The organism is Lysinibacillus mangiferihumi (assembly GCF_003049665.1).
Lineage (GTDB): Bacteria > Bacillota > Bacilli > Bacillales_A > Planococcaceae > Lysinibacillus > Lysinibacillus mangiferihumi.
In genome coordinates, this window is the sequence record NZ_PYWM01000001.1 from 344,599 (window position 1) to 370,994 (window position 26,396).

A 26,396-nucleotide genomic window follows, 5' to 3' on the forward strand; every position below is an offset into this window, starting at 1 on the left:
AAACTATAGATAAAAATATAAAAATTGATATAATTACATTAATTTGTAATTTAATGCACGTATGATTGTGAAGGGAGATTAAAATGCAGGAAACTATGTTTGAATTGAGCTTACCAATAAATAGTCTATTAAATAATACATATAAAATTATGCGAGCTCTTGCTACTAGTAAGTTATCCTTTGTGTATATGGCTGAACATATCCATTCTGGAGAGCAATTAATCATTAAAGAATTTTTCCCTATAGAAATAGCTTTACGAGACTTGGATAACATGTCTGTAATCAATCGCTTACCGTCTACAAAAGATAAATTTAATGATTTAAAGGACAGGTTTCAAAGGGAAGCATTAATGATTCAGTGTTTGAATCATCAAAATATTGTTCAGTATCGGGATCATTTTACTGAAAATGAAACGATATATATGGTAACAGATTATTATGAAGGGATATTATTAAATCAATATATACAAAAATATGCTATTGATGAGAGGCATTTTCTATATGAAGAAATATTCCTTCCCTTGATTGATGCCATCACATATTTACATAGTAAGGGCATTATACATCGTGATATAAAGCCGAATAATATTATAATTGATGCGCAAGGCAAACCTCGCTTATTAGATTTTGGTTCAGCAATTTATTATAAAAAAGATAGTAAATATCCAATATTTACTACGACTGGATACTCTCCTATAGAGCAGTATTCTATAAAAGGAGAGCAAGGTATTTATACAGATATTTATAGTTTAATGGCAACTTTATACTACTCATTAACTAATGTAATACCAATAGATGTGTCACAGAGGCTAATTGAAGATAAACTTATAAATGTGAGAAAATTCAATAAAAAAGTCAGCATTCCTATGGCGTTGACAATAGTATGGGGCTTACAAGTACAGAGTAAAAAAAGATGTTCTTCCCTTTCTTTTATTAAGTACATCATGATACTGGAAAAAAAGTTCAAATGTATAAAGAACTATCTATTGAAAAATAATTCTAAAAGACCAAATTAACTATTTAATTATTACTTTTTATTCATTTTGGCTATATAGAACAGTTTTTTAAAAACAGCTTAGGTCCTAAGAGTAATTGGACAATAGCTGTTTTTTTTATAAAAAAATGGGAATAATCCATTGTTTATAAAGAAAATAGCATAAATATTATAAGTGATATTTTTACTAAAAATACTTTTAAATACTTATTATTACAATAAATTACATTGAAAATATTGACATTAATCTTATGTGTTGTATAGTTATTTTTGTAATACATAAATTTTAGTGTGAATATACAAAAATACATAATAATGGATTTTTTCTTGTACATAGCACAGTACATCTTTTGTATTGTAATATTTTACCTTAAATAATTTTATTATCTTTTTTATTTTTTAGTTAATTTATAGAAATTTTAAGATGCTGCTCAATTCAATTAGTTTTACTATTCTTATCTTGTATTTTTTTACTCACTAATGTTTATGCTTACTCGAAATTCGTTATCTAAAGGAGGGATGGCTGTATTAATGTACAGCCAAATGAATGGAGATTATTAGTCAAACAAACAGAACCATGCTCTTTGAAGAAATAAACCCAGAGAAATTAGATTTAATTACGCTTGTTGGAGATGTAAAAGGAATCGACAGTCTAAGTGATGAAAAGATTAAGGAAATTAATCAACATCTTCTTGTAAAAAGTTTCGACGAATTTTTAGATAAATTTTCTCCTACTGTTTATTCATTTTATAATGCGGCCAATCAAAAGGTAATGTATACCTTAAAAAAACCTGAAGGAATTCAAGATGATTGTATTTCTGAAATAGCTATCGACCAAAATAATGATTTTTTAAAGATGCTATTTACGCTTATTGATACTAAAAGAAGTCAGGGCATCACGAATGTAGATTTTAAATTTGAAAATTTACTAGACATGATTTCACCTAAAAAAGTCATGGATGATATTCGCCAAGTTCGTAAGGAAATTCATTACCTATACGGAGAGTATGACAAGCTAGATGAGGGAGATCCAAAAAAATTAGATACTGGTGACAAGCTAAACCTTATGTTTGAAGTAGCTAGTAGAAACTACAACAATGTAATGGCGATGTTACCTTTAGCGATTGAAGATATTAAAACAAGATTATTATTAGGTGCTAGTCAAGATGAAGATGAGTCAGAAAAATTACAAATAGGTACACTTTCTATTGGTGATAATGGTGAATTAAAAATTATTGAGGCACCTCAAACAAATAGTTCTGATCTAATGGTTATTGAAGAAAATAGTAATTACGGTTTGAGTACAGTTTTTGAAGAAGACTATGAAGCCATTACAGAATCGCCATCTTCCTATGTGAAAGATTTAGTTGTGAGAACGTTCTCACCTCTACCAGCTGTAAAAGCCGAATTCGATGTTGAAACAGAAGTTCAAAATTACAATACTTACCTTGAGTTCTATAAGGATGCAAAGGATGAATTTGTAAAAACGGTGAAGCCTTTAGTTGAAAAGCTATTAGGTGTCAAAATGTACTTCGATCAGTATGCGACGAAAAATAAAGGTATGCAGCCGTCATTACTAGTTACCAACACTAAGCTCGATATGCTTGTGAAAAGTAATAACCTACCAAGATTACGCACGTATTTAAATACCGTTAACGCTAAAAATGATTTTACAGATACGGTATGGTACGGTATTGTACCTGCTTTAGAATTAGAATCTGCTGGAAAAATGAAAGTTAGCCGATCAAGGTTCAAAGGGAATGAAAAGGTTACAAAGCAAGAGGGCAACACAATGGAATCCTTATCAATTCTTTTAGATACAGTAAAAGATTATAAGATTCAAATTTTCTTTAACTTTATGGCCGAAGAAGAAACTACCTTCAATGGTATCGCCACTGCTGGAATTGATCGCTTAATCGATAAATGCTCCGTTCTTGTCAGAAAAGATTATAGTGAATTCGCGATACCATGCTTACCAAACTTTACGATTATTCCAAAAGATAAATCAGGTGTTGTGATTGATACGAGAATGCATACTACCGAAAATGGCGCTCGTTTATCGAAGGAAAAGGAAGATGTTTTAAAGCTATGGATCGAGGGTGTATATGTAGGAGCAAGCTATGTAGCAGCAGGAATTGTGTCCGCTTATCAATGTCCAGAGTATTTAAAAGAATCATTTAGAAATGTGAAGAGAAATTATCCGGGGGTTCGTTTTGACATTGAAGCAGGTGACAACTCATTACGTGCAGTGACTACGATGGCGAAAGAAATTTCTGGATTTACAAATAATATTAAAGATGCGATTAATAGCAGAAGCTTCGGATTTGTATTCTCATCTGAAAATGCACAACTACAGGATAAAGATATTAAACGTATTACAGTATACAAAGCTAGAAGCTTAGCGATGGAAGAAGATGGATTCGACTCTATCTACAAAACACAAGTAAGTACGTATATTGAAAGAATTTTAAGATTCCAATCGGGTGACTTTAAGCACGAGAATATCGTTCGCTTCTTTAGTAATAATCCAAGTAGTCAAAAAAGTAAGTGGCTAAATGATAAAGGGTATGTAAACTCGATCATTCATGATGGAGATGATATTGGCTACATCATTGATGAGAAAACAAGCTTATGTCAAATCGACCTTGTATTTAACGGTAATGTTAAAAATCTTGAAGTCACGATTACTAAAGGGACAAGTGCTGTTAAAGCCTAACAATTTCATTTTCTCGATTTTTAATTATTTCAGTCGGATGTTTAAGATTTATTTTTTGTAAATCTTTTAACATATATACGAATCGAACGACTAATTGCTAATGATGAAAAATATTACATATTTCACAGTTCGATATGAAACATGGCACTGTGAAATGCATAGCGATATCAAAATTTATTTCATTAGAACAATTGGAAGTAACGATTCAATAAAATTTAGGAGGTACTAAAAAATGGGTTTTGTATTAAAAGTAGAAGGATCAGAAGCAATTGAATTAGGCTTAGAAAGCATCATGACTGTCGAATATGAGACAGATACTCCGAATGATTCTAACGCACGCTCTACAGATGTTGGGGCAACTTTAAAAGTAAAGGGCAAAATTTTAACTGCCACTGATGGTGATAATTCTGACGATACAATGAAATTAGGATTATGGTCATTAGTACCAGCTGAAAAAGCTGATTGTTACCGTAAAGTAACACTAGAGGTTATCTCAGCTGATCAAGTAGTAAGAAAAATTCATTTCCCAAATGCTTTCGTAGTGGATTACTCAGAAAGATATGGAGACACAGAGGGTATTGGTGAGTTCTTCTTATTTATTAAACAAAAGAAAGACAAAACAGATTTGGCAAAAATCGAGGGTGGCTACGCTGTCTAAGATTGCAGCATGATATAACACTACTAATTATCTAAGGAACTTTTATAGTTCCTTAGATTATTTTTAATAATCCTAAATTGGGGTTGAAAACATGAAAACGCATTATGAAACATTAGGAATAAACCGAAATGCCACACAAGAACAAATAAAATTAGCTTATCGAAAGCTCTCTAAAAAACATCACCCTGATGTGAGTGGCGGAAATCCAGAATCAGAGAAAATTTTTTTAGAGGTTCAAGATGCATATAAGGTGCTGAAAGATCCAGCGTTAAAAGAGGCTTACGATAGCCGTTTGTATAGCGCAGGGAATAGTTGGCAAAATGAACGGAAAAACGAAAAGCATTCAAATGGACATCAGTCTACAGAGAAAAAGCCAGATTTTAATATGAATAACCTTGAAAGAAACTTTGAACATTTCTTTGGCTTCAATCCAAAAACGAAGGAGATGTCCTCAACTCTGAATAAAAAATCTAAGAAAAATCCATTAGATACAACGGATTTATTCGAAAGTTTTTTTAAAAAATAAGTCATGGTAAAAAGAAAGGAGCGTGATTAAATGAAAGAACCATTTTCAACTGAAACTTATGGTGGAAATACACGGGAAAAAATGTTTGTAAAAATTATTGATATCATCATTATCACAATCGCCTTCTTTTTCATTTTATATGTTTTTGTAATGAATCAGGATGTCCTTTTAAAATTCGTTATTGGGACGGTATTGGTCATACTTGTCATTATCTACGCCTCCCTTAAATACGAAGCAAATGCAATTACCCAAGTGATGGCTAACAAGGATATCTCAAAGCTTGTTTTACTTAATGAACGTGGAGCGGAAATAGATGAATGGGAACTTGGTAATCAAGTTTCATTACTTATTGGAAAAAGTTCAGCTGAATGCAAGGCAGATATTGATTTAAGTGGAACAGAGTATGAATCTCTTGTGAATTATGAGCATGCTGTCCTTAATTGTGTAGCTGGCATTTGGTATTTAGAGGATATAGATTCAGTTAATGGTGTTGGCTTAAAAAAAGCTAATAAACGTGTGAAAAAAAGATTAAAACACGAGATTCCTTACTCATTAGGTAATGGAGACACAATATACATAGCGAATACACGAATTTTGGTTAAATAGAGAGAAAAAGATTCGTAACATAGATGGGGGATATCGAAATGAGTTTGATTAGATGTACAAATGGTCACATGTTTAGTTCGAGGAGACATCGTAATATTTGTCCTTACTGTAATGTGATGGTAGAACAGGAGCAAAGACACAATAGCCCATCCTCACCTGTAGTTGAAGCTGATGATAAAACATTGCCCTACTTAGGAGAAATGGATGGAATAGATCCTGTAACAGGATGGCTGGTTTGTATTGAAGGACCACAAATGGGTAGAGATTACCGTATTCTATCTGAAAAGAATTTTATAGGTAGAGCGGAAGATATGCATATCCGTATTGCTGGGGATAATTCAATCTCTAAACGTAATCATGCAGTTATAGTATATGATCCTAAAAAACGTAATTTTTATCTACTGCCAGGAGATGCATCGGGATTAGCTTATCTGAATAATGAGGCAGTATATACACCAACTGAATTAGCAGCCTATGATGTGATACAGCTAGGGAGAAGTATCTTTTTATTTATTCCACTTTGTGGTGTTCACTTTGAATGGGAAAACAATCAAAGTGAGGAATGATGACATATGGACCAAAAGTTATTAACGTACATAATTACATTAATTTTTATTATTGTACTCATCGTGTTACTCCTAATAAGGGGAATACTTTCCCGAAAAATGGATAAAGGAAAAATTTATATTGGGAATGGTCAAACGATTGGAAGACGTGATGAACAGGATGATTATTTCTCAACTGCTGAAACGACAAATGGCACAATTGCGGTGCTTGCAGATGGCATTAGTGGTTTAGCTAATGGTCGTATGGCAAGCACTATCGCAGTGACAACTTTCATAGAAGAATTTAAAAAGCTTAGTAGCCTAAGTAATCTACAAAACTTTTTTAAGGAAGCTGCTAGAGCAAGTAATCATATGATTGTAGAAAACTTAAATGGTTCAAATGGAGGCACAACATTAGTGACAGCCATTATTGATAGCGAAGGCTATCTTCATTGGGGAGCAGTAGGAGATAGTGTTCTTACAATCTTTAGAAACGGTGAGTTTTTAGCGATTAACCAAAAACATATTTTTGAATCCGTTTTAACGGAACGATATATAGCCGGTGAAATTTCACAACTTGAAGTTCAAGAAAATCCACTAAAAAAGAGATTAGTAAATTATTTAGGATATGAAGGATTTAAAAATCTAGACACTGGAAATAAACCCATTCAGCTAAATAGAGGAGATAAGGTATGCCTTTTTAGTGATGGAATCTATGATGCTTTAACGGAAGTTGAAATGGAAAAAATTCTTTCTCAGCATGCTCCACCCTATGATTTAGCACAAAGCATAATAAAAGCTGTTGAACAAAAACGCTTAAAAAATCAAGATAATGCGACAATCGTGATTTTAGAAAAATCGTGGTGAAGAGGGATAGGGAATAGAGAAGGAGGAGACTTATGAGAAAGGAAAATTGCGACTTTAAAACTAGCTTTTTATCTGAAGCAGGGTCCTTTCTGCAAAATAAAGATTATTTTGCCTACACAGAACTTGACGATGTAGCTTGTTGGGTAGCTGTAAAGGGCTTGGATGCAGATCAGGAAATTAGTAGTGCAGAGTTAGCCGTAAAATCTATTTTAGAAAAATTTATGGAAAAGCCAGCTATGTCTAGAAGAGCAATCAATAAATATCTTAAACATGCTCAAAATATACTACAAGCGCAAAGCTTACGAGTAAGATTGAAGGCAAGTATTGTCATAGTCGTTTCCGATTACTCAAAAATGATTGTTGGAATAGCAGGTAATTCGCGACTGTATCACTTTCGGAACGGCACATTAACCTATAAAAGTACTGACCAAAGTTTAGCACAGGAAATAGTAGACATTCAGCACCGTTCATTAGATATTAGCCAGCATGAAGAAAGAGGAAATTTGTTGAACTATCTAGGCAAGCCAAACAAATTTCAGCCCTTTGTATCTAAAAAAATGAAGCTTATAGATGGAGATGTCCTACTACTTTGTACAGCTGGCTTTTGGGAAGACGTTAGTGAGATTGAGATGGCTGACGCGCTGGAAGGTGTCAAAGATTCCGAACAATATACAGATTTATTGGAAGAAATATTGTTGAGTAGACAAAGAAAAGTTGTAGCAAATTATACGGTTGCTGCCATATTTGTGAACAAAGTGTATCAAGAAACGAACAAAAATAAAATGAAGTATATAAAAATGATTGCTGTTGCATTAGTTTTAGCATTGATTGTAAGTGGCGGCACAATTTTTTATCAAGTAAAACAAGCGAAAAAAATAGCAGAGTTAACTGTTGAGATGAAGGACCATGAAAAGAGTGGAAATCTTTACTTTCAAGATGGAAATTACGATGAAGCATTACTTGAATATAGCGAGGGAAGAAATGCGGCAAAAAAAATAAAAGATCCAATACATAGAAATATACTAGCTAAAAAGTTAAGGGTGACTCAACTAATCATCAATGGCGATAAATCTGCAGAGGCAGGGCAATTTACAGAGGCATTGGAACAGTATGAAAAAGCTAAAAAAGAGGGCAAACTCATTAAAGGGTTTGGTAAGGAAGAAGTAGAGCAAAGAATTACAAATATGGACTCCGTTGTGGAGATTGTTGATGCTATAAAAGACGGAGATTTTCGTTTTGAGGCAGAGGATTACAACGGGGCTTTAGCAATTTACGAAAAAGCTAGAAAAAAAGCACTTGCCATTTCTTTTACTGGAGAGGCACAAATCAAAACAAAAATTGAAGAAACAGAAGAAAAAATCAATGAATTGAAAAAGGCCCAAAAAGAATTGCAAGCAGAAGGGTTGGAAAAGGCCGGAGATCAGAGCTATGCCCGTCAGGAATACGCTAAAGCGATAGAATCCTATACCCTTGCGCAGGAGATTTATCAAGAAACGGAGTTACTGGCAAAAGTTCTTGGGCTAGAGAGAAAAATTATGAATACAAATGATAAGCTAAATCCCGTACCACAGGGTCAAGCAGCAGACAATGCATTACCTGATGAAGCTGAGCCGCCGATTGATGAGGCAACTGATGCCAGTGCCAGTTAGCATTCAAATCCTGAGTAAGGAAAGAAGGAAAGTAAAATGTTAAAAGAACTCATGTTTGAACGTTTAAAAAAAATTGAAAATTTAGAGCAACGTCAATTACTAAAAGATATTGTAAGTGGCGTTTTTGTAAATCTAATTGATTATCAAGAAGAGATGAACAAAAAGCTTGAAGAACGTATTTTTAATGAAATCGATGATCATGAAAATAGATACGACATTTACACAACCCTTAGTGCACGAGAAGATGTTGATCCCATTCATGATTGTTTGTTTCCAATATGTCCGGCAGATTTAGAAGATACTAATTTAAACATTGAGCATCTACTTGAATCCATTAAAAATAATGAACTGGCTACGCTTATGACATTATTTTTAGAGTGTGATTCGATTGAAATCCAACATTTACTTGCGCAGCGAAGAATTTTCAATGGTCATCTTGTGACATCGCATGGATTGGTTGAAATAAAGCTGCGTCTTACTCAAAATAATCGTTATGTGCAAAAAATTAAAGACCTATATTCAATCTTTCAAATCAATGGTCTACCTTGGAAAACAATCAACCATCCATTTGTGAATAAGTTTGTTGATGTAAAACTTATTGGTTGTCCTACATTAAATGAGGATGTAGAAATATTCGATGTGACGATTGATTTAGAGGAATATGAGCAACAAAAACGATTAAATATGGTACCGCTTTGGAATCTTCAACGTCACGAGGTTAAGAATAGCGGTTTTCCATTTCCAGCCATCGATCGAATAAATTATGAACATGTCTTATCGTTACGAAAAACGGGTACACAACATGGTTATCTAATTGATACGGAAGAAGACAATATTCGATATATAAAGCGTTCAGATAGTGAATTAACGATTGTTTCACCTCAGGATCAGTCAGGCGTATGGCAACTTCTTAAAATTGCAAAAGTTGAAAAAGACCAAGTAGGTAATTTAACTTACGAACTCGTCTCTAATCGACGAAATGAGCATTTTATGCACAAGCTTTCTAGTAAATATAATGTAAATATTTCAACAAAGGGAGAAATCATTCGATTGATTAACTCCTTTGAGGTAGCAGACAATCTTGAACTTTTGAGAATAGATATTTTGGAAGGGCAAGTAGAAAATCGAAACTTTGTGTATCCATTTTTAAAGGACACAACACAAAACGCTAGTCACAAGAAGACGATGCTATTACAATTCCTATCAAAACAAGATAAAGATTTTATTACGAATGATGTCTTGGGTTTTCTTCTTGCTGAAGTTCAAAGATATTTCACTGAATATAAATGTGTAGGGAAATGGTTATGAATTATATTTGGGACTTACTTATACAAGCCGAAGAAGAGGGCTTTTTAACAAAGGATATTTACTTTCATCTTGCCAAAATCTATTCACCTTATATGGAGCTTAGTCCACAACTACTAAATTCGCAGGTAGTAGAGCAACATGTGGAAGTAAACCCCTATTATCGTTATTTTCAAATTTTTAAAGAACTCTTTCAACCTGATCATACAACGGATGAGGCTTTTAGGGACTCTTTATTAGATATTACACTGCATTTTTTAGCTGAGATTGATCGTATGCAAGGTTTAAATAAAAAGGAATATTATATTCGCTTTATGCTCAGAGACATTGAGGAAAATGTATTTGGAGAACTGGTTCGCGATAAAATCAAGTCTTTTTCAAAAAAAGAACAAGAGATTGTTGCACTCAATATGCTCAGACTCTATCAAACTGGAGAAGAATTATATTTAATAAAGGACACGCTGAAAAATATATTTAGAAATTGTTTTATCTATGTGAAATCCGAGGAAAAAGATGAGTTACTTCTTTACATCCATCAAAAAAAGACAACAGAAAATATTAATAAAGTCCAGCTAATCCAAGAAATATTTTTACCTATTGGCTTCCATATGGAAGTCTACTGGCAGTACCATTTTGGCATTATTGACGTAGAGGAAACCATGAAGCTAGATCGAATAGCTCTTTATTAAAAAGTGAGGAGGGGTATAAGTTGACGACTAAATATTCATATAAGCTTTATGCGAATAAGCGTTATACAGAAAAGAAATATATGACCTATACACGTGTAGAGTTAATGGAGATGACCACTTTTCAACTTAGAAATATTTGTTATAAAGAAAAGCTCATAACAGGCTTAATTAATACGCTGACAAGGGACGAACTAATCGAGAAGATTTTAAGATATCGTGGAGCAGAAGAGCATCTTTTAATTAAAGAAAAACAAGATGGAGGCTTTGAAAGAGTCGAAGAGGCGTTACAAAAATATTTAAAAACACCACTTTCTGAGAATGGTGATATTAAAATACCTGCCAAAATGAATCTCTATAAAGGGATGAAAATCGATAAACCAGATCAATACCTTATTGAATCAGGAGGCTATCTTGTAGAATCCAATGTGATGTTAGTAAATGAACATATGGAATTATGTGGTATTTTAAATATTGTAAAAGACGATGAAAAAGCAAATTGCTATTACCTAGTGGCAGATCAAGCGTTAGGAATACGCGAGACGAAGAACAAGAACTATAGCTTTATTTTTTTGCGAAAGCAAGATTCTGAGTATATCTATAAAACATATTATCAGGAAACGCCGCTGCCACCAACAAACCTAAATTACTACAAAGTGCCAATACAGGATTTAGAGATGAAACAGTTAGAGACAACCAATGCCATTCTTGCCATTGATTTTGGGACAACCAATACAACAGCTGGCGTATTTTTGGATAGTGATTATGTCTCATCTCCTTGTAGTCATGACCTGTTAAACAAGCGAATTGAACTCAATAACATCAATTTTGTTCAATTCCCAGACACTCTTCACCAAAATGAATGGATTGAAGTCGTTCCGACAGTGGTTGCAGTGGCAGATTGCTCGAGCGTTGATCATGTAAGTTATCATTTTGGCTATGAAGCTTTGAAGGTGATGAAAAAAAATAGCTATACATCATTAGCCACGAAATTTCAGGGCATCAAACGTTGGGTTAGTAATTATTCAAAATTAGAGGAAATAATGGATGCAAATGGGAATACTGCCGTTATCCCACGTAGTCAAATCCTAAGAGAATTTTTACTCTATATCATTCACATGGCTGAGCATCAATTTAAATGTCGATTCAAACATTTACATATTTCAAGTCCAGTGAAGCTGAAAACGCAATTTTTAGAAATGTTTCAAGCAATTTTACCTGAATATCAAATTGAAATTGAGCACTCTCTCGATGAAGGAATGGCAGTACTTTATAATACGATAGCCAACCAAATTGAGAATCAGAGCTTTATGGATGGTAAGGAATATAAGGCTTTGGTAATCGATTGTGGTGGGGGAACAACAGACCTTTCATCTTGTAAGTTTCGAATAGAGGATGGACATATTTCCTACAAAATTGATATTCATACAACCTATGAAAATGGGGATACCAATTTTGGCGGTAATAATATTACATATCGAATTTTTCAATTTATGAAAATTGTCTTTGCGAATTATTATAGTCGTGGGAAAAATGCTTATGACATTGATACGTTAATTGATATCCCAGGGAAAGACATTTATCGGTATGTGGATGATTATGGCGTCGAAGCGGTTTACCAGCAATTTGAAAAGGCGTTTAAGGATGCTGAGTCTATTATCCCTACACGTTTTAAAGAATATGAAAATCGTACACGTGATGAATATTTAAGAGTGCGTAATAATCATTATTTCCTATGGGAAATGGCAGAAGAAATGAAGAAAGAATTTTTCCGAAAAACAGGTATTCTAAGAAGCCGTTTTTACTCAGACAGCGAAATACAGCAAGAGAGTGATTTAAATATCACAACGGTAGATCGTTGGTGTTTATCTTTATTAGAAAACCAACAATTTAAAGATGTTTATGACTATCCAAATGTTTATTTCAATATTAAAGAAATAAACCACCTTATTAAAGCTGATATTTATGATATTGTGCGTGAGTTTTTAGAAAGCTTTTATGAAAGTGGCATGCTTAGTGAATATTCAATTATTAAACTAACAGGACAATCCTGTAAAATCGATGCTTTTCGAGAGGCTTTAAAGGAGTTTGTACCAGGACGTAGCATTGAGTTTAGGCAAAAAGCTGAAAACGTTGGAAAAGTAGCAGAATTAAAACTCGCCTGTTTAAGAGGAGCCTTACGCTACTTAAATGCGAAAAAGATTGGCATGATTGAAACAAAAGTAACAAATGATGCACCTATTGTACCATATACGGTTAGTGCATATACGCATAATCGTCAAGAGAAACTACTTATTAGTAGTCTAGAGAGGCTGAATCAAATTCACGGAACTATCTCCCGTCCATGGGGAGTGACTGAGGTTGAATTCTTCCTAACGGGAAGTGATCATCATACCGCACATAAATATACTTATATTAATCGACAAGAGGATTTTGTCCCTGTGCTTTATGAGAGTATCGCGTCATATTATTTTGATAAAATTCCACAGGATGAAACAGATTCAATCGTCAATGGGGAAATTAAATTCTTTGTCTTTGCAAGTGAGGATCATTGGGGTTTCCATGTAGTACCTGTTGCTAGGAAAGAGGAGCAGCTACTTATCGGTAACAAGGAATTCTTTGCCTTTGAAACAGATTTATCTGAGTTAGATTTCTTTGATGGATTAAAGTAAGTAGGCATCTGCCAAAAAATAAACGAGGTGAGTGACAGATGTTTGCTAATCAATTTCCGCATTTTCAAAAAGGTAGAATTTTAAAAAGGGAAATGTTGGAGAACTTGCGAGATTATCCAAGAGAATTTTTAGATTTATATTTTCAAGATTATTCAGATGGCATTATAGCAGGTGCCCATATTACTGTAACGGATACAATTATCCATATTACAAAAGGGATAGTTAAACATAACAATAGGCTTTATTTGATGCATAGTAGCTATGAACTACCATATAAGGCAACAGGCAAAGAAACCATTATAAAAATAAAATTTGTTGAAGAAGTGAGTAGATTAGATTTTACGGATTTTACAGCTACTATTTTTCTTGATGAGTCTCTGGATGTTGCTAGCAATGAATTAGAAATAGCCCGCTTTAAATTAAAAGTTGGAGCAAACCTACGATCCGAGCCAAATGATTTTTTGGATTTTGCTACGGAATACAATACAGTGAATTATCTCCACTGTCAGTATGCGGGAATACAAGCTAGCACATATCACCCAAAAGTTTTACAGCGTTATGCAAAGGAACTATTAAAAAATCGCCCAACCAATGTGTATGATATTGCATTTGCTTTCGAGTGTTTGAATCAAGAACGAGTTCAGCGAGATGTCATTGAAATGTATATTTGCAATCGATTAGAGTTAGAATTTCAAGCGTTTTCAAATAACCAAATTCATAAATATTTGTACCGTATATTATCTGAATCAAAGAACGGTGGTCGCTTAGTAGGGCATAGTTCAGGGCGACCAAATCGTATGATAGTTGACTAACTGTATTTTAGTTATTGAAAAATGCTTAAGAAACGGAAGGTGAGTGGGATGAAATTTTTAGATGAAAAGATTATTGCACTTAGAAATGAAATGAGAGAGCAAGAGCAATTTGAGCTAGCTCAGAAAGAAGCAGCATTAAAAAAAGAACAGGAGCCTGAGGAGCAAAACGCTGAACAGGAAGAACAGGACTTCCCTAAAGTAAACATCTATCAAGATTACATAATGATTGATGATGAGAAGGTATCGGTGGTGGAGCAGCCATTATTAGATGGCAAAATGTCGATCCGTATGCCGAATCTTTTTTTCTTGATGTCTAAGGAAATAGCAGCATTAAAGTACCCATCAGAGCGAAGACCAACCCTTATTTATACAGATGATTCCTCCACGATTAATCTTGCCTTCAATCTGACTCCACATCGATTAAAGGAAGATGGTGTTGCTGCTTTCCAAGAAAATATGATTGATATTCTTGAACAGGCGCAACCTTCAGCAGATTGGTTGGATACAGAAGTCATAAAGATTGATGAAAAGACAGTTGGCTTTTTAGAAATCATTACACCAGCTATTGATGGCGATATTTTTAATTTAATGTTTTTTGCCTCTATCGAAGGATTAGCACTTATCGGAACCTTTAATTGTATGGAGGATGACCTAGAAACTTGGCGTCCAGTTGCGAGAGCTATGATGGAATCCTTGCAATTTGCTTCAATTAGTAGGAATGGAGGGACAGTATTATGAGTGGGGTAGTGACAGCTTATCATAATATACAAATTCAACCTTTTGAACTTATTAGTATTCAAGATCTTACCCTTGTCAAAAAAATGAATGAGCATGCAACACTACGTTTTACTGGTATTGTGCCTGAAGAGGTTAGAGATACTTATGTTGAAATGACTGAGGTGTTATCTGCCATTGAGGTTAATCAGCTTAATCATCTTGGTGTTCCTACACCACTTTTTAAAGGTGTTATTTTAGATGTCAAGGTAAGTTCCGTTCGAGGCATTTATTATATTGAGGTGGAGGCGGCATCTAATTCGTATCAGCTAGACATAAAAAAGAAAAATCGCTCTTATCAGGATAAGGAAATGACCTATTCATCTCTCTTTAAACTTCTACAGCCCGCGTATCCAGGTCTAGATATTATAGATGAAGCGACGAAGGGAGAAAAGTTAGGGAAGTTTACCCTTCAATACTTTGAAACAGATTGGCAATTTTTAAAGAGGCTTGCTTCCCGCTTTCAGACTGGTCTAGTTCCTGCTGTAACCTTTGATAAGCCGAAGTTCCATTTTGGAGTGCCTGCTGGCAGGGCAAAAGGCAAATTAGAAGATTATCATTATACTACCCGAAAAAAACTAGCAGACTACCTAGTATATACAGAGAATGGCAATGAAGGCATGGGAGAGCATGATTTCCTCTACTATGAGGTGGAAACCGATAAAGTTCTGGAGTTAGGAGATTATGTAACCTTTAACAAGCAAACCCTTTATGTTTCTGATGCATTGACAACCATGAAGGATGGATTGTTAAAACATTGCTATACGCTTTCGACGAAAAATGGCATGAATAAAAGTGAAATCTTTAACAATGCCATCTCGGGATTGTCGCTTGAAGGAAAAGTGTTAGAAGTGGCAAAAGATCATATTAAAGTGCATTTAGCGATAGATGATAAGCAGGATAAGGCAAAGGCACATTGGTTTTTGTATTCTACAGGTTATTCGGCTGAAGGACATAGTGGATGGTATTGTATGCCTGAAATCAATGACTTTGTTCACGTTTATTTCCCGTCACATCGTGAGGAGGAAGGGATTTCTAGTGGCTCTATACGAAAAAACTTAGATACATCGGCTACGAACAAACTTGACGATCCTTCAACAAAATATTATCGCACAGCCTTTGGTAAAGAAATTAAGATGAGTCCAACGGAAATCGTTATTACAGCGCAGGATGGCGATATTTTTATTCGGTTAAATGAAAGCAATGGTATTGAAATATTTAGTAAAAAAGAAATAAAACTTATTTCTGAGGCAGATATTTCAGTTAATACTAGTAAGAAGATTCTTTTGTCTGCGGAGGAAGAAATTTCTTTACAATGCAAAGAAAGTAAAATAACGATGAATGGTAGTGTGCAAATTTTTGGGAAAGAAGTAAAGGCAAATTAGAATGTTTCTTTCGAAAAAGGAGGGAGTTTTATATGCAGACACAGGGAGTTTTACAACATTTTTATGACACAGAAGTAGCAAAAAGAAGATTGAAATATCTCTTACTGCTTGAGGATTATTTCCAAGCCTCCAAAGAACAGCTTGCCGAGGAATTTAGAAAATCTTTTCAAAAAGTATGTGTCGAGCTAGCACAGCAGCAATCACTTCATCAAAAAGGACCCATTGCTCATATCACGTTTTCTATGCTACGTACAGAGATGCTAGCAGGGCGTCATGATTATCTAGTAGAAGGTACTGACGAAGAGTGGTTTTTTGATCTTCATCCACTCTTAACTACGTATGATGCTAGCTGGGCTCATCGTTTTTTAGAGCAATACATCCAAGAATTAAGCTTATATAGTAAAACCTTCATGGGTGCCATTACCCAAGCAGATATTGAACGTATAAAACTTCAGGAAGCCCATCATTTTCATCAATATATTTTGAGCCTTGCTAGATATGCGCTACCTGACATTGTAAGATGTCCAGAATATATGGCACTGGAGCGGGATGTAGCTGTCGAAATACGTATAGGTGAGTTTATGGATATTAATGAAGTAGTGTATAGCGAAGATTTCGCAATGAAGGATAATGAAGAAATAAAAGCATGGCTAGAAGAAAACTTAGAGAATGAATACCCATTTGAAGTATTTAGCCGTTTGAACTTAGCGAATGGACACTATAATGGCATAGATATTCGTTATGCATTTTTCCAGAAGGCAAATTTAACACACTGCCATATGCGCGATTCTCTTCTAATTGGCGCTAATTTTCGGGATAGCCAGCTAGTAGGTACTGATCTGAGCTTTAGCATGATTCATGAGGTAGATTTTAGCAATAGTCAATTACAAGGTGCAAATTTTCAACAGGTTCAAGGGGCAAGTGGTCTTTTAGATCGTCAAAAGTGGGAAATGCCAGGCTATTTACCTGTCCGCTTTACAGATGCTAATTTAGAGGGCGCTAATTTTGAGCTAGCAAATTTACGAGGAGCCTGCTTTTTAGGGGCGAATGTAAAGGATACGCAATTTGCAGGAGCTAATTTAGAAAAGGCTATATTTTCTAAGGAAGCAAGGGAATATTTAGAGCTAGACGCATTTCAGACAGCAAGTGTTATTTGGAAGTAGATGTGGTGAAAAGGAGATTCAAAGATGAACTATTTTATTTTATCTCAGGATGAGCGAATTTCCAATGCTGTTGAACCGGTTGGTATAGCTCAAGTAATTAAAAAAGAGTTATTAACATTAGATAGAATAGATGAATTAGAGGAACTAGAACGCCAATTTCCAGTGTTAGAAAAGAATGACATGCTGTATATCGATTTTATCGAAAAGCCAATCGCGCTCTTGTCAGATGCGGTTAAACAGTTAGTGGAAAAATATAACCCAAGTATGCCCTTTAAAGCTGTTGTGCTAATGGACATGCCTAAATTAATGCAAACATTATATTGGCTAGTAATACCACCAAAAGTACCTTGTCTTTCAACCCAAACTGAATTCCGTCTAGATGGAACGTTGAAGAAGCTTGTTCTCGATGAGGCCAAAGCTGCGCCTTATTCCTTCTTTCAAATAGAGGGTATTAAAGAAAATTATATCGTAGTCAATATTGAATTAGCAGAGAGTATTCTGCGCAGAGATTTAAGAGGAATTCGATTACAAAAAATACAAACTGAAGGAAGATGGAACGACATTCTTTCTGTAGAAAAAGCTTTATAAAATGGACAAGCAGGGCCATGTGAAGAAGAGCAAGAAGAGATTACATATCTAACAACGTTGTAGTGGAACCTTCTTGTTTAGAAAATTGCAACACCTTACGTATAGAAAGGAGGATTATCCGATGTCAGAAGAAATGCAGACAAGGGGTGGCGACCAACGGAGCTATGTTGTTGCGGGTGCCAAATTATCCTGCTCGCAAGGAGATCAAATAAGCATTTTGAAAATGCCAGTTAGTCACGGCGTTTATACAAAAAATAAAGCTCAAATGAATACGATGGATTATAAGCCCAATATCAATATTCAGCCATTCGGCTTATGTCAAACATTAGCTAATCCTATCGTTGCAGCCGCTACAGCTGCCAATAACGGTGTTTTAAAGCCAATGCCTTGTACACCTGTAATTACAATGCCTTGGATCAATGGGAAGGATGATCAATTAATCGAAAATCATCCAGCTTTAGTTAATCAATCTATTAATATGTGTATGTATTGTGGAACGATAAAAGTAGAAGATGATGGGCAAGAATAAGCCATTATCCCCTGAGGAAAGAAGGGAAGCATGTGAACACATACGAGGAAGTAATTGGATACGGTGAACTTGAACTCGTATCTCCTTATGATATCCAAACGTTGCATACTATCACTTTGACCCAAACGGTGAATGACCATGCAAGGTTATCAATAACGGGATTTATCCCTGCAGAGCAAAAAGATAGTTGTATGCAGATTGCAAGCACAACAGATCAAATTGAGCTTTATCAAAAACGTAATGGGCAACGACTGCAAGCCCTTTTTAAAGGCCAGGTAACAGAAATGGCTGTACGAACGGTAAGAGGAGTCTATCAAATTGAACTAGAAGCTATTACATCAACATTCACATTGGATTGTAAACAAAAATACCGCTCCTTTCAAGACAATAAGATGACGTATCAAACTTTGTTTAAAAAGGTACTCGAAGATTATTCGGGTGCCGATGTGATTGATACTGTAGCGAAAGCTACTCCTCTCAAGCAATTTATATTACAATATAAGGAGACGGATTGGCAATTTTTACAGCGTATGGCCTCCCATTTTCGTACCGTGTTAGTCGCAGCAGTGGATGCGGATAAGCCAAAGTTCTGGTTCGGTTTGCCTGTAGGGCGGATAGAAAAGCTGTCTGTGGCCAATTATACGATTTTAAAGGATCGCTCTAAGTATTTACATTTAAAACACAATGATACTGAGCGACCAATTGAAGAACGAGAAGCAGTCGCCTATGTGATAGAGTCTAGGAAAACATTGAAGCTTGGCGATCGCGTCCAGCTCCAAGGTAAGGAGCTTGTAGTAGCGAAGTCCATCGCCCGTATGAAGCAAGGCATCCTGACCTACGAGTATCATCTATTGTTTGAAAAAGGCATACGTCAAAACAGACAAAGTATTCCTTTTTTACCGGGCACAGCGATTGAAGGTAAGGTATTAGAGGTCAAAAAGGACCAAGTACGTGTCCATCTCAGTATCGATGAAACACAAAAAAAGGAAGAGGCAACGTGGTTTCCCTTAGCGACATCGTATACCGCGGAGGGGCATAGTGGTTTCTATAGTCCGCCAGAGGAAGGGGATAGCGTTCACCTCGCTTTCCCGACACATCGAGAAGAAGCAGCGGTTGTTCGGCATAGTGTACGAAAGACTGGCGAGTCCAACCCTAAAACAGCTGATCCGAAAACGTCTTACTGGGGTACGCCAAAAGGAAAGGATATGAAGCTAGACCCACAGTCGGTGACATTTACCGCCAAGGAGGGAGCTGTTTTTCTTCAGCTCCATCAGGATAGTGGCATCACTGTGCATAGTAAGCCGCCTTTGCTGGTCAAAGCAAACGACACCATTACCTTTGCAGGAAAACGGATATCCATGAGTGGAGCTGAATCGATGCATTTGACATGTGGCTCCAGTAGTATTGTTTTTGATGGCAATACGGATATCCAAGGCCAGGTTGTTACGATGGAAGGGTCCATCAAAGCCCCTGTATCAGTCGCTTCACAGGAAGAAGTAGACCTCGAATCAGCCTTAAACGTGATGGGGATGATTCCTGTAGGTGGGGGTGACGTCTAATGGGTCTTTTAGGAATAGCGGGAAGTATGCTGGGAATGATTCCAAAAGTAGGCTCCGCAGGTGGCAAGAAAAAAGGAAAGGGCGGAGGGTCGAAGAAGGGGAAGAACTCTAAAAAATCCTCCAACAAGAAAGGGTCCTCAAAGAAGAACCAACCGAAGTCGAAGAAGAAAAAGAAAAAGAAAAAAAAGAAGAAAAAGAAGAAAAAGAGTATATGGGGTAAAATCTTTACCAAGGCACGCAAAGTCTATAATAAGGTAAAGAAAAGTGACATTGCGAAGAAAGCCAAGAAAGGCGCAAAAGCAGCGTTACTAGCGGTCAAAAATACTTGCCAAAAAGTGAAGCAAAAAACAAAAGAAGTGTATAACCAAGCGAAGCAAAAGACGAAAGAAGTGTATAATCAAGCTAAGCAAAAGACAAAAGAAGTGTATAATCAAACCAAGCAACAGATAAAGACTACTGTCAAACAGACCAAGCAGGTAATGAAAGAAAAAGTACTGCCAACAATGAAAAAAGGTGCGAAAGCAGCAGGCAAAGCCTTAGTAAGTACTGTAACACCTAAAAATATGTTAGACACGCTCCAAGTAGGATTAGATGTCGTAGGGCTGGTACCGGGGGTTGGAGAAATAGCAGATGGCTTGAATGCAGTGATTTATTATGCAAGAGGAGACAAGTTAAATGCAGCCCTCTCCGTAGGAGCGATGATACCATTTGCAGGAATGGCAGTGACAGGTGGTAAATTAGTAACTAAAGGTGCGAAAGCAGGTGCGAAAGCATTTAATGGTGTAGTTGATGGTATTAAAACCGTTACGAATAAAGGTCCAATAGGCCAACTAAAAGAAAAAGCCACTAAAAAGCTAGACACCGTAAAAGATAAGTTCCAAACTAAAGTAGCCGAAGTAAAGGACCAACTGCGTCAGTTGGGAACACCGCAGTTAGAGTTGGCCGGTGTGAACGTTGGCCGAATAACGGATACGGGAACAGTTGGGAAAAATAAGCCATCGAATAGTTCCAATGGTGAACCTAAAAAACCAAATATGGACGACTTTAATGCAGATACAGCTACAAACAAACAAAAAGGTAATTTTGGTGAAATAATTTCAAGTGATAATTTATTAAACAACCAAAGTATAAAAGACGCTGGATATGATTTAAAGCCAATTGGTAGAGGAGCACCATCAAGCATCAATGATAAAATAGTAAAAGGGATAGATGGATTATATGAAAATGCAAATACAGAATCAAAAATTAAATATGTAATTGATGAAGCAAAGTTTGGTAGTTCTCAATTAGGCAAAACGAAAGATGGACCACAAATGTCAAACGATTGGTTGACAGGTTCGGAAACGGGGAAAAGTAGGATTTTAAAAGCTGTTGAGGGAAATAAGAGTTTAGCTACTAAGATTACTAATGCTTTGGAGGATGGTAAAGTTGAAAGAGTATTATCAAAAGTAGATAGTAATGGAAATGTTAAAACATATAGGATAGACGCAGATGGTAACATTATGGGGGAATGGCCATAATTTAGTAGACAGGAGGGAACAAATGGAATGAGAGATCATTTAAGTATAGAAGATAAATTAAGAGAAGGAATAGAATATAATAAAGAGTTTATTGAAGATAATAGAGAGGATATAAAAAATTTAGAAGAGGATGAAAAGGATGGTATTCAAAGAAACCCTAATGACAATAAAAGTATTATTGAAGCAAGATATTTAAGGAACTTTATATATGAGTCAGAGAATATTATTGCAAAGTACTCATTAGGAGAAGATATAAGTGCACTAGAAGAAGATTTCTATCATGCAATTTATGATTTAGAGCATACTGGTACAAGAAAAGTAGGATATATATATTTACTTTGGATGGTTTCATTAGGAACTTTGTTAGAAACAGATAAGGAAAATATGGAAAAATTAGGTGAAATAATTGAGAGGAAAAATATTAATGATTCACTAATTGACTATTTATTATATGCTAGTGATATCGGATATACAAAAATCACAAATAGTTATTTTAAAGAAAATCCATATTCAAAAACAAGAGAAATTATAGAACTTGCGCAAACCGATAAGAAAAAAGCATCTAAAAGATTACAAACGTATATGGAAAAAGAATGGTTTAAAGGTCATTATGATTATGAGTGGAAAAATGCCTATAAAGAGCCGGGATATGTAGGGTTTTGGAGCTTTGAAACCGCAGCACTAGCGAAGATACTAGAACTTGATGATACAAGCCTAATAAATAATAATCACTATCCATATGATTTAGCGCATTATAAGAATGCAATGAAATTTAAACCGATTTCCATAAGTGAATTCGACAATGAGCATGAGAGTGAAGAGACAAATGAAATAAAAGAAGGAATTGAACATAATCCTTTATTGGAAAAGCTTATCCCAATCAGATGGCACTCATTTGTAAATTTGTTGATACAGGATTATAAAGAATTGGATGATTGTGCGTTTTATGAAAAATATAAAAAGCTGATAGGATTAGATCAAATCTGGTTTTTATTACAAGAGTACCAAAAAGAAAATGCACAAAAAAATCTCTTAGGTACTTTAATTGTCTTTGCCATGACTGAAAAAGAATATATACTGCAATTGGATTATAAAGAAGATTTAGAAGATTACCTTTCGAGTATGAAAAATGAATGGAACACAAAAACAAAGTTAGTTCAATTTATATTAAATAATGATCAGAATTATTATGCATGGGTACCAGCGGATGCGAGTATTGAAGCGATGTATGAAGTGATTATGAAAGAAGTCAGATAAACTGGATTAGCAGTCAAGTTAAACAAAAAGGAATGAACGAAGAAGCTAAGGTCTGAAATCGGAGAACAATTCTGATTTAGGCCTGTTGATTTTGTCCATGTAAAAATTTACCAATGCACGCAAAGTCTATAATAAGGTAAAGAAAACTAAATTAGTGAAGAATGTTAAGAATTACGCAAAAGCAGCGTTACTAGCGGTCAAAAATACTTGCCAAAAAGTGAAGCAAAAAACAAAAGAAGTGTATAACCAAGCGAAGCAAAAGACGAAAGAAGTGTATAATCAAGCTAAGCAAAAAACAAAAGAAGTATATAATCAAACCAAGCAACAGATAAAGACTACTGTCAAACAGACCAAACAGGTAATGAAAGAAAAAGTACTGCCAACAATGAAAAAAGGTGCGAAAGCAGCAGGCAAAGCCTTAGTAAGTACTGTAACACCTAAAAATATGTTAGATACGCTCCAAGTAGGATTAGATGTCGTAGGGCTGGTACCGGTGTATGGAGAAGCAGCAGATGGCTTGAATGCGTTGATTTATTATGCAAGAGGAGACAAGTTAAATGCAGCACTCTCCTTAGGAGCAATGATTCCAATTGGAGGGATGGCAGCGACAGGTACGAAATTTATAAATAAGGGTGCTAAAGCATTTAATGGTATCGTTGATGGTATTAAAACCGTCACGAATAAAGGTCCAATAGGCCAACTAAAAGAAAAAGCCACTAAAAAGCTAGACACCGTAAAAGATAAGTTCCAAACTAAAGTAGACGAAGTAAAGGACCAACTGCGTCAGTTGGGAACACCGCAGTTAGAGTTGGCCTGTGTGAACGTTGGCCGAATAACGGATACGGGAACAGTAGGGAAAAATAAGCCAACGCCGAATCCAAAACCATCGAATAGTTCCAAACCACCAGCAAAAGATAGTAAACCTGCTGAGGGAAATAAGGGTGCGGATAATCTTCCAAGTAGAAATGGTGCATTTAATGAAGCAAAAAGAGATGCTGGTATTCCGAGAGGACAACAACCCGAAGCAGTGAATAGAGTCGATATGCGTACTGCTGCGCATGAAGGTGGGCACGTTATAAAAGATTCAAATGGCAATGTAATCAGTACTAGGGAATATGTCTATACCAACAAAGATGGTAGGAAAATCGTTATTCAAGACCACAGTGCAGGGCATGAAAAAGGTGGCCAAGGTCCGCATTTTAATGTTAGACCTGGCGGTAATACTCGCACTGGGAAAGTTCCTGGTACCAAAGAGCATTATCCATTTAATAAGTAAAGGGAGTGGTAGAATGTGGTGTGAATTTTTGGGAAGAAACAATTTTTTAATTAGTTTATATCGTGATATGCCTGAACTAAAGAATGTACGTATTTCGGAAATTAATATGCAAGACGAAGGTCAAATAGTTGCAATTTCATTTGATATGCCGGTTTATGCTGAAAGGCCACCTAAAAAGTGGCAAGACCTTGGAGACAATACAGTTTGTGTTAGGGTCGATTTGTCAGCAGTAAAAGAGATTTCCTTAGCTGCTAGCTCATTTGACTATAAAGGTGATATAGAAATTTTTAAAGATGAATCTGAGCTCATTGTAGTTAAAATTACAGGGACAGTTAATGCTTTGATAAAAGCAGAATATGGATTTGTTCAATCTGTCACTGCCTACATGAAAGAATAAATCTAAGGATAAAAGAAAACCTTGATTGGCTATAGGAACTGACCCCAATAGGTATAGACAAATAAAAAAAGCATCTTCGATTGAAATACGGGTATAGATACTTAAATTTCAATTTGGAGGTGTTTTTTCTATGGGAACAAGAGTGAGTTATCCCTATGAAGTAAAAATGAAAGCGATTAAGATGCGATTAGCGGGTGTACCTGTCAAACAGATTCTATTGGAATTAAATATACGCCATAAAACACAGGTCGAAACATGGGTGCGTTGGTATAGAAATGGTGAAGTCAATCGTTTGAAACAGCCTGTAGGCAAACAATATATCTTTAATAAGGGTCCTGAACCGGACAATGAACAAATGAAATTAGCATTGGAAAACCGTTATTTAAAGCAACAAATTGAGGTGCTAAAAAAGTACGCAGAATTGGAGAGGAAGTGGTTGGAGAAGTAGCAGTACAGTTAGTTGCGTCACTAAGAAGCATGATGTCTGTAAAGGACATTTGTAAACATTTTGGGATTGCACGATCTACCTACTATCGTTGGAAACAGGCATCAACCGATGCAAGGTCTCGTCAAGCAATAGAGAGACGTATTGGTGAACTCTGTCGTGCAAATAAATTTCGCTATGGCTACAGAAAAATTACAGCACTCTTACTTCAAGAAATGTGCGTCAATCATAAAGTGGTTCAACGTATTATGCAAAAATATGGTTGGCAATGTCGCGTGAAAGTGAAAAAACGGAAACGAACAGGACAACCTTATGCAATCGCAGCAAATTTATTAAATCGCGATTTTGAAGCCACCGCACCGTTACAGAAGCTCGTAACTGATATTACTTACTTGCCATTTGGTCAAAAACAGTTGTATCTTTCAAGTATTCAAGATTTATATAATGGTGAAATGATTGCCTATTCGATTGGAGACTGCCAAAATACTGATTTTGTGCTGGATACATTAGCTCAACTTCATCATTTGCCCGAAGGGTGTACGTTGCACAGTGACCAAGGGGCGGTATACACATCGTATAATTATCAACAGGCCGTAAAAGCAAAAGGCATTACCATGAGCATGTCCCGTAAAGGTACGCCCGCTGATAATGCCCCAATCGAATCGTTTCATTCTGTGTTAAAGTCTGAAACATTCTACTTGACAATTTGAACAGTACTACGACGGCCATCGTAGAACAAACTGTCAAAGACTATATAAACTATTATAACAATAACCGAATTCAAACGAAACTAAACAACCAGTCGCCGGTTCAATACCGACAACTGGTTGGGTATGCTTTTTTGATTACTGTCTTATATATCGGGGTCAGTACCATAACAGGCCACAAGTGCTTTTTTTTGCATGTTTAAATATGGATTATGTTTGATTCTACAATAAAGAATTAATGTTATTTAGAGGAATTATATATTGAATAGGTTCAAGTAAGTTTACATATCAGCATGGATGAGGTATAAAAAGAAATCTGGGGTGACGTCTAATGGGTCTTTTAGGAATAGCAGGAAGTATTCTGGGAATGATTCCAAAAGTAGGCTCCGCAGGTGGCAAGAAAAAAGGAAAGGGCGGAGGGTCGAAGAAGGGGAAAAACTCTAAAAATCCTCCAACAAGAAAGGGTCTTCAAAGAAGAACCAACCGAAGTCGAAGAAAAAGAAAAAGAAAAAAAGAAGAAAAAGAGTAAGTTGGGTAAATTCTTTACCAAGGCACGCAAAACCTATAATAAGATAACCAAAAGTAATGTGGCGAAGAAAGTCAAGAATGGCGCAAAAGCAGCGGTGCTAGCGTTCAAAAATACCTACCAAAAAGCGAAGCAAAAAACAAAAGAAGTGTATAACCAAGCGAAGCAAAAGACGAAAGAAGTATATAGTCAAGCGAAGCAAAAGACGAAAGAAGTGTATAGTCAAGCCAAGCA

23 protein-coding genes and 1 pseudogene are annotated in these 26,396 nt (G+C 35.6%); all 24 read left to right on the forward strand.

Translation table 11 applies throughout. The annotated features are described in order from the left end of the window. The first annotated feature begins 83 nt into the window (after positions 1 to 83). The gene (locus tag C9J37_RS01910; protein ID WP_107893996.1) at positions 84 to 1,016 is read left to right on the forward strand and encodes a serine/threonine protein kinase; all 933 of its coding nucleotides are present in this window, start codon (positions 84 to 86) and stop codon (positions 1,014 to 1,016) included. Between the two features lie 525 nt (positions 1,017 to 1,541). Then, a complete protein-coding gene (locus C9J37_RS01915; protein WP_025219975.1) occupies positions 1,542 to 3,710 on the forward strand; it encodes a hypothetical protein in 2,169 nt (722 codons plus the stop codon). 232 nt (positions 3,711 to 3,942) lie between these two features. Further along, positions 3,943 to 4,368, forward strand: coding sequence for a membrane-associated protease 1 (locus C9J37_RS01920; protein ID WP_107893997.1), 426 nt, complete (start codon positions 3,943 to 3,945; stop codon positions 4,366 to 4,368). A gap of 91 nt (positions 4,369 to 4,459) precedes the next feature. Beyond that, on the forward strand, positions 4,460 to 4,894 hold the full coding sequence (locus C9J37_RS01925) for a J domain-containing protein (RefSeq protein WP_107893998.1): 435 nt from the start codon (positions 4,460 to 4,462) through the stop codon (positions 4,892 to 4,894). Between the two features lie 30 nt (positions 4,895 to 4,924). Next, on the forward strand, positions 4,925 to 5,500 hold the full coding sequence (locus C9J37_RS01930; RefSeq protein ID WP_107893999.1) for an FHA domain-containing protein: 576 nt from the start codon (positions 4,925 to 4,927) through the stop codon (positions 5,498 to 5,500). A gap of 38 nt (positions 5,501 to 5,538) precedes the next feature. Further along, the gene (locus C9J37_RS01935; RefSeq protein WP_107894000.1) at positions 5,539 to 6,066 is read left to right on the forward strand and encodes an FHA domain-containing protein; all 528 of its coding nucleotides are present in this window, start codon (positions 5,539 to 5,541) and stop codon (positions 6,064 to 6,066) included. Between the two features lie 6 nt (positions 6,067 to 6,072). Next, positions 6,073 to 6,912 (forward strand): PP2C family protein-serine/threonine phosphatase, encoded by an 840-nt coding sequence (locus C9J37_RS01940; RefSeq protein ID WP_107894001.1) that lies wholly within the window; start codon positions 6,073 to 6,075, stop codon positions 6,910 to 6,912. Between the two features lie 32 nt (positions 6,913 to 6,944). After that, positions 6,945 to 8,561 carry a PP2C family protein-serine/threonine phosphatase gene (locus tag C9J37_RS01945; protein WP_235616992.1) on the forward strand — a complete coding sequence of 539 codons (1,617 nt, stop codon included), beginning with the start codon at positions 6,945 to 6,947 and terminating at the stop codon, positions 8,559 to 8,561. A 36-nt stretch (positions 8,562 to 8,597) separates the two neighbouring features. Then, positions 8,598 to 9,869, forward strand: coding sequence for a normocyte-binding protein (locus tag C9J37_RS01950; protein WP_235616993.1), 1,272 nt, complete (start codon positions 8,598 to 8,600; stop codon positions 9,867 to 9,869). After that, complete coding sequence (locus C9J37_RS01955) at positions 9,860 to 10,555, forward strand: iron-dependent peroxidase (protein WP_107894002.1); 696 nt, start codon at positions 9,860 to 9,862, stop codon at positions 10,553 to 10,555. Before C9J37_RS01950 ends, C9J37_RS01955 begins: the two co-directional genes overlap by 10 nt. 80 nt (positions 10,556 to 10,635) lie before the next feature. After that, positions 10,636 to 13,224, forward strand: coding sequence for an acetate and sugar kinases/Hsc70/actin family protein (locus C9J37_RS01960; RefSeq protein WP_107894036.1), 2,589 nt, complete (start codon positions 10,636 to 10,638; stop codon positions 13,222 to 13,224). Positions 13,225 to 13,262: 38 nt separating this feature from the next. After that, entirely contained in the window at positions 13,263 to 14,036 is a 774-nt protein-coding gene (locus C9J37_RS01965; protein WP_107894003.1) for a DNA and RNA helicase, read from the forward strand. Positions 14,037 to 14,084: 48 nt separating this feature from the next. After that, positions 14,085 to 14,774 carry a hypothetical protein gene (locus C9J37_RS01970; protein WP_227665358.1) on the forward strand — a complete coding sequence of 230 codons (690 nt, stop codon included), beginning with the start codon at positions 14,085 to 14,087 and terminating at the stop codon, positions 14,772 to 14,774. Beyond that, positions 14,771 to 16,195 (forward strand): hypothetical protein, encoded by a 1,425-nt coding sequence (locus C9J37_RS01975; protein ID WP_107894004.1) that lies wholly within the window; start codon positions 14,771 to 14,773, stop codon positions 16,193 to 16,195. The genes C9J37_RS01970 and C9J37_RS01975 overlap by 4 nt, the downstream gene beginning before the upstream one ends. Positions 16,196 to 16,227: 32 nt before the next feature. Next, positions 16,228 to 17,358 (forward strand): pentapeptide repeat-containing protein, encoded by a 1,131-nt coding sequence (locus C9J37_RS01980; RefSeq protein WP_107894005.1) that lies wholly within the window; start codon positions 16,228 to 16,230, stop codon positions 17,356 to 17,358. Positions 17,359 to 17,382: 24 nt separating this feature from the next. Continuing rightward, positions 17,383 to 17,946: a serine protease gene (locus C9J37_RS01985; RefSeq protein WP_107894006.1), complete on the forward strand. Its 564-nt coding sequence runs from the start codon at positions 17,383 to 17,385 to the stop codon at positions 17,944 to 17,946. Between the two features lie 121 nt (positions 17,947 to 18,067). Continuing rightward, positions 18,068 to 18,475 (forward strand): DUF4280 domain-containing protein, encoded by a 408-nt coding sequence (locus C9J37_RS01990; protein WP_025219960.1) that lies wholly within the window; start codon positions 18,068 to 18,070, stop codon positions 18,473 to 18,475. A gap of 32 nt (positions 18,476 to 18,507) precedes the next feature. Continuing rightward, positions 18,508 to 20,034: a contractile injection system protein, VgrG/Pvc8 family gene (locus C9J37_RS01995; RefSeq protein WP_235616994.1), complete on the forward strand. Its 1,527-nt coding sequence runs from the start codon at positions 18,508 to 18,510 to the stop codon at positions 20,032 to 20,034. Then, positions 20,034 to 21,554 carry a hypothetical protein gene (locus tag C9J37_RS28855; RefSeq protein WP_235616995.1) on the forward strand — a complete coding sequence of 507 codons (1,521 nt, stop codon included), beginning with the start codon at positions 20,034 to 20,036 and terminating at the stop codon, positions 21,552 to 21,554. The genes C9J37_RS01995 and C9J37_RS28855 overlap by 1 nt, the downstream gene beginning before the upstream one ends. A 27-nt stretch (positions 21,555 to 21,581) precedes the next feature. Further along, on the forward strand, positions 21,582 to 22,811 hold the full coding sequence (locus tag C9J37_RS02010) for a PoNi-like cognate immunity protein (RefSeq protein ID WP_107894008.1): 1,230 nt from the start codon (positions 21,582 to 21,584) through the stop codon (positions 22,809 to 22,811). A gap of 154 nt (positions 22,812 to 22,965) precedes the next feature. Next, the gene (locus C9J37_RS28860) at positions 22,966 to 24,087 is read left to right on the forward strand and encodes an HNH/endonuclease VII fold putative polymorphic toxin (protein WP_235616996.1); all 1,122 of its coding nucleotides are present in this window, start codon (positions 22,966 to 22,968) and stop codon (positions 24,085 to 24,087) included. 13 nt (positions 24,088 to 24,100) lie between these two features. Further along, on the forward strand, positions 24,101 to 24,484 hold the full coding sequence (locus tag C9J37_RS02020; RefSeq protein ID WP_167397241.1) for an Imm50 family immunity protein: 384 nt from the start codon (positions 24,101 to 24,103) through the stop codon (positions 24,482 to 24,484). A 130-nt stretch (positions 24,485 to 24,614) separates the two neighbouring features. After that, positions 24,615 to 25,755: pseudogene (locus C9J37_RS02025) on the forward strand (IS3 family transposase); the annotation flags it as partial. Positions 25,756 to 26,028: 273 nt separating this feature from the next. Further along, on the forward strand, positions 26,029 to 26,396 hold a 368-nt coding region (locus tag C9J37_RS28145), incomplete at its 3' end, for a hypothetical protein (RefSeq protein ID WP_201262116.1).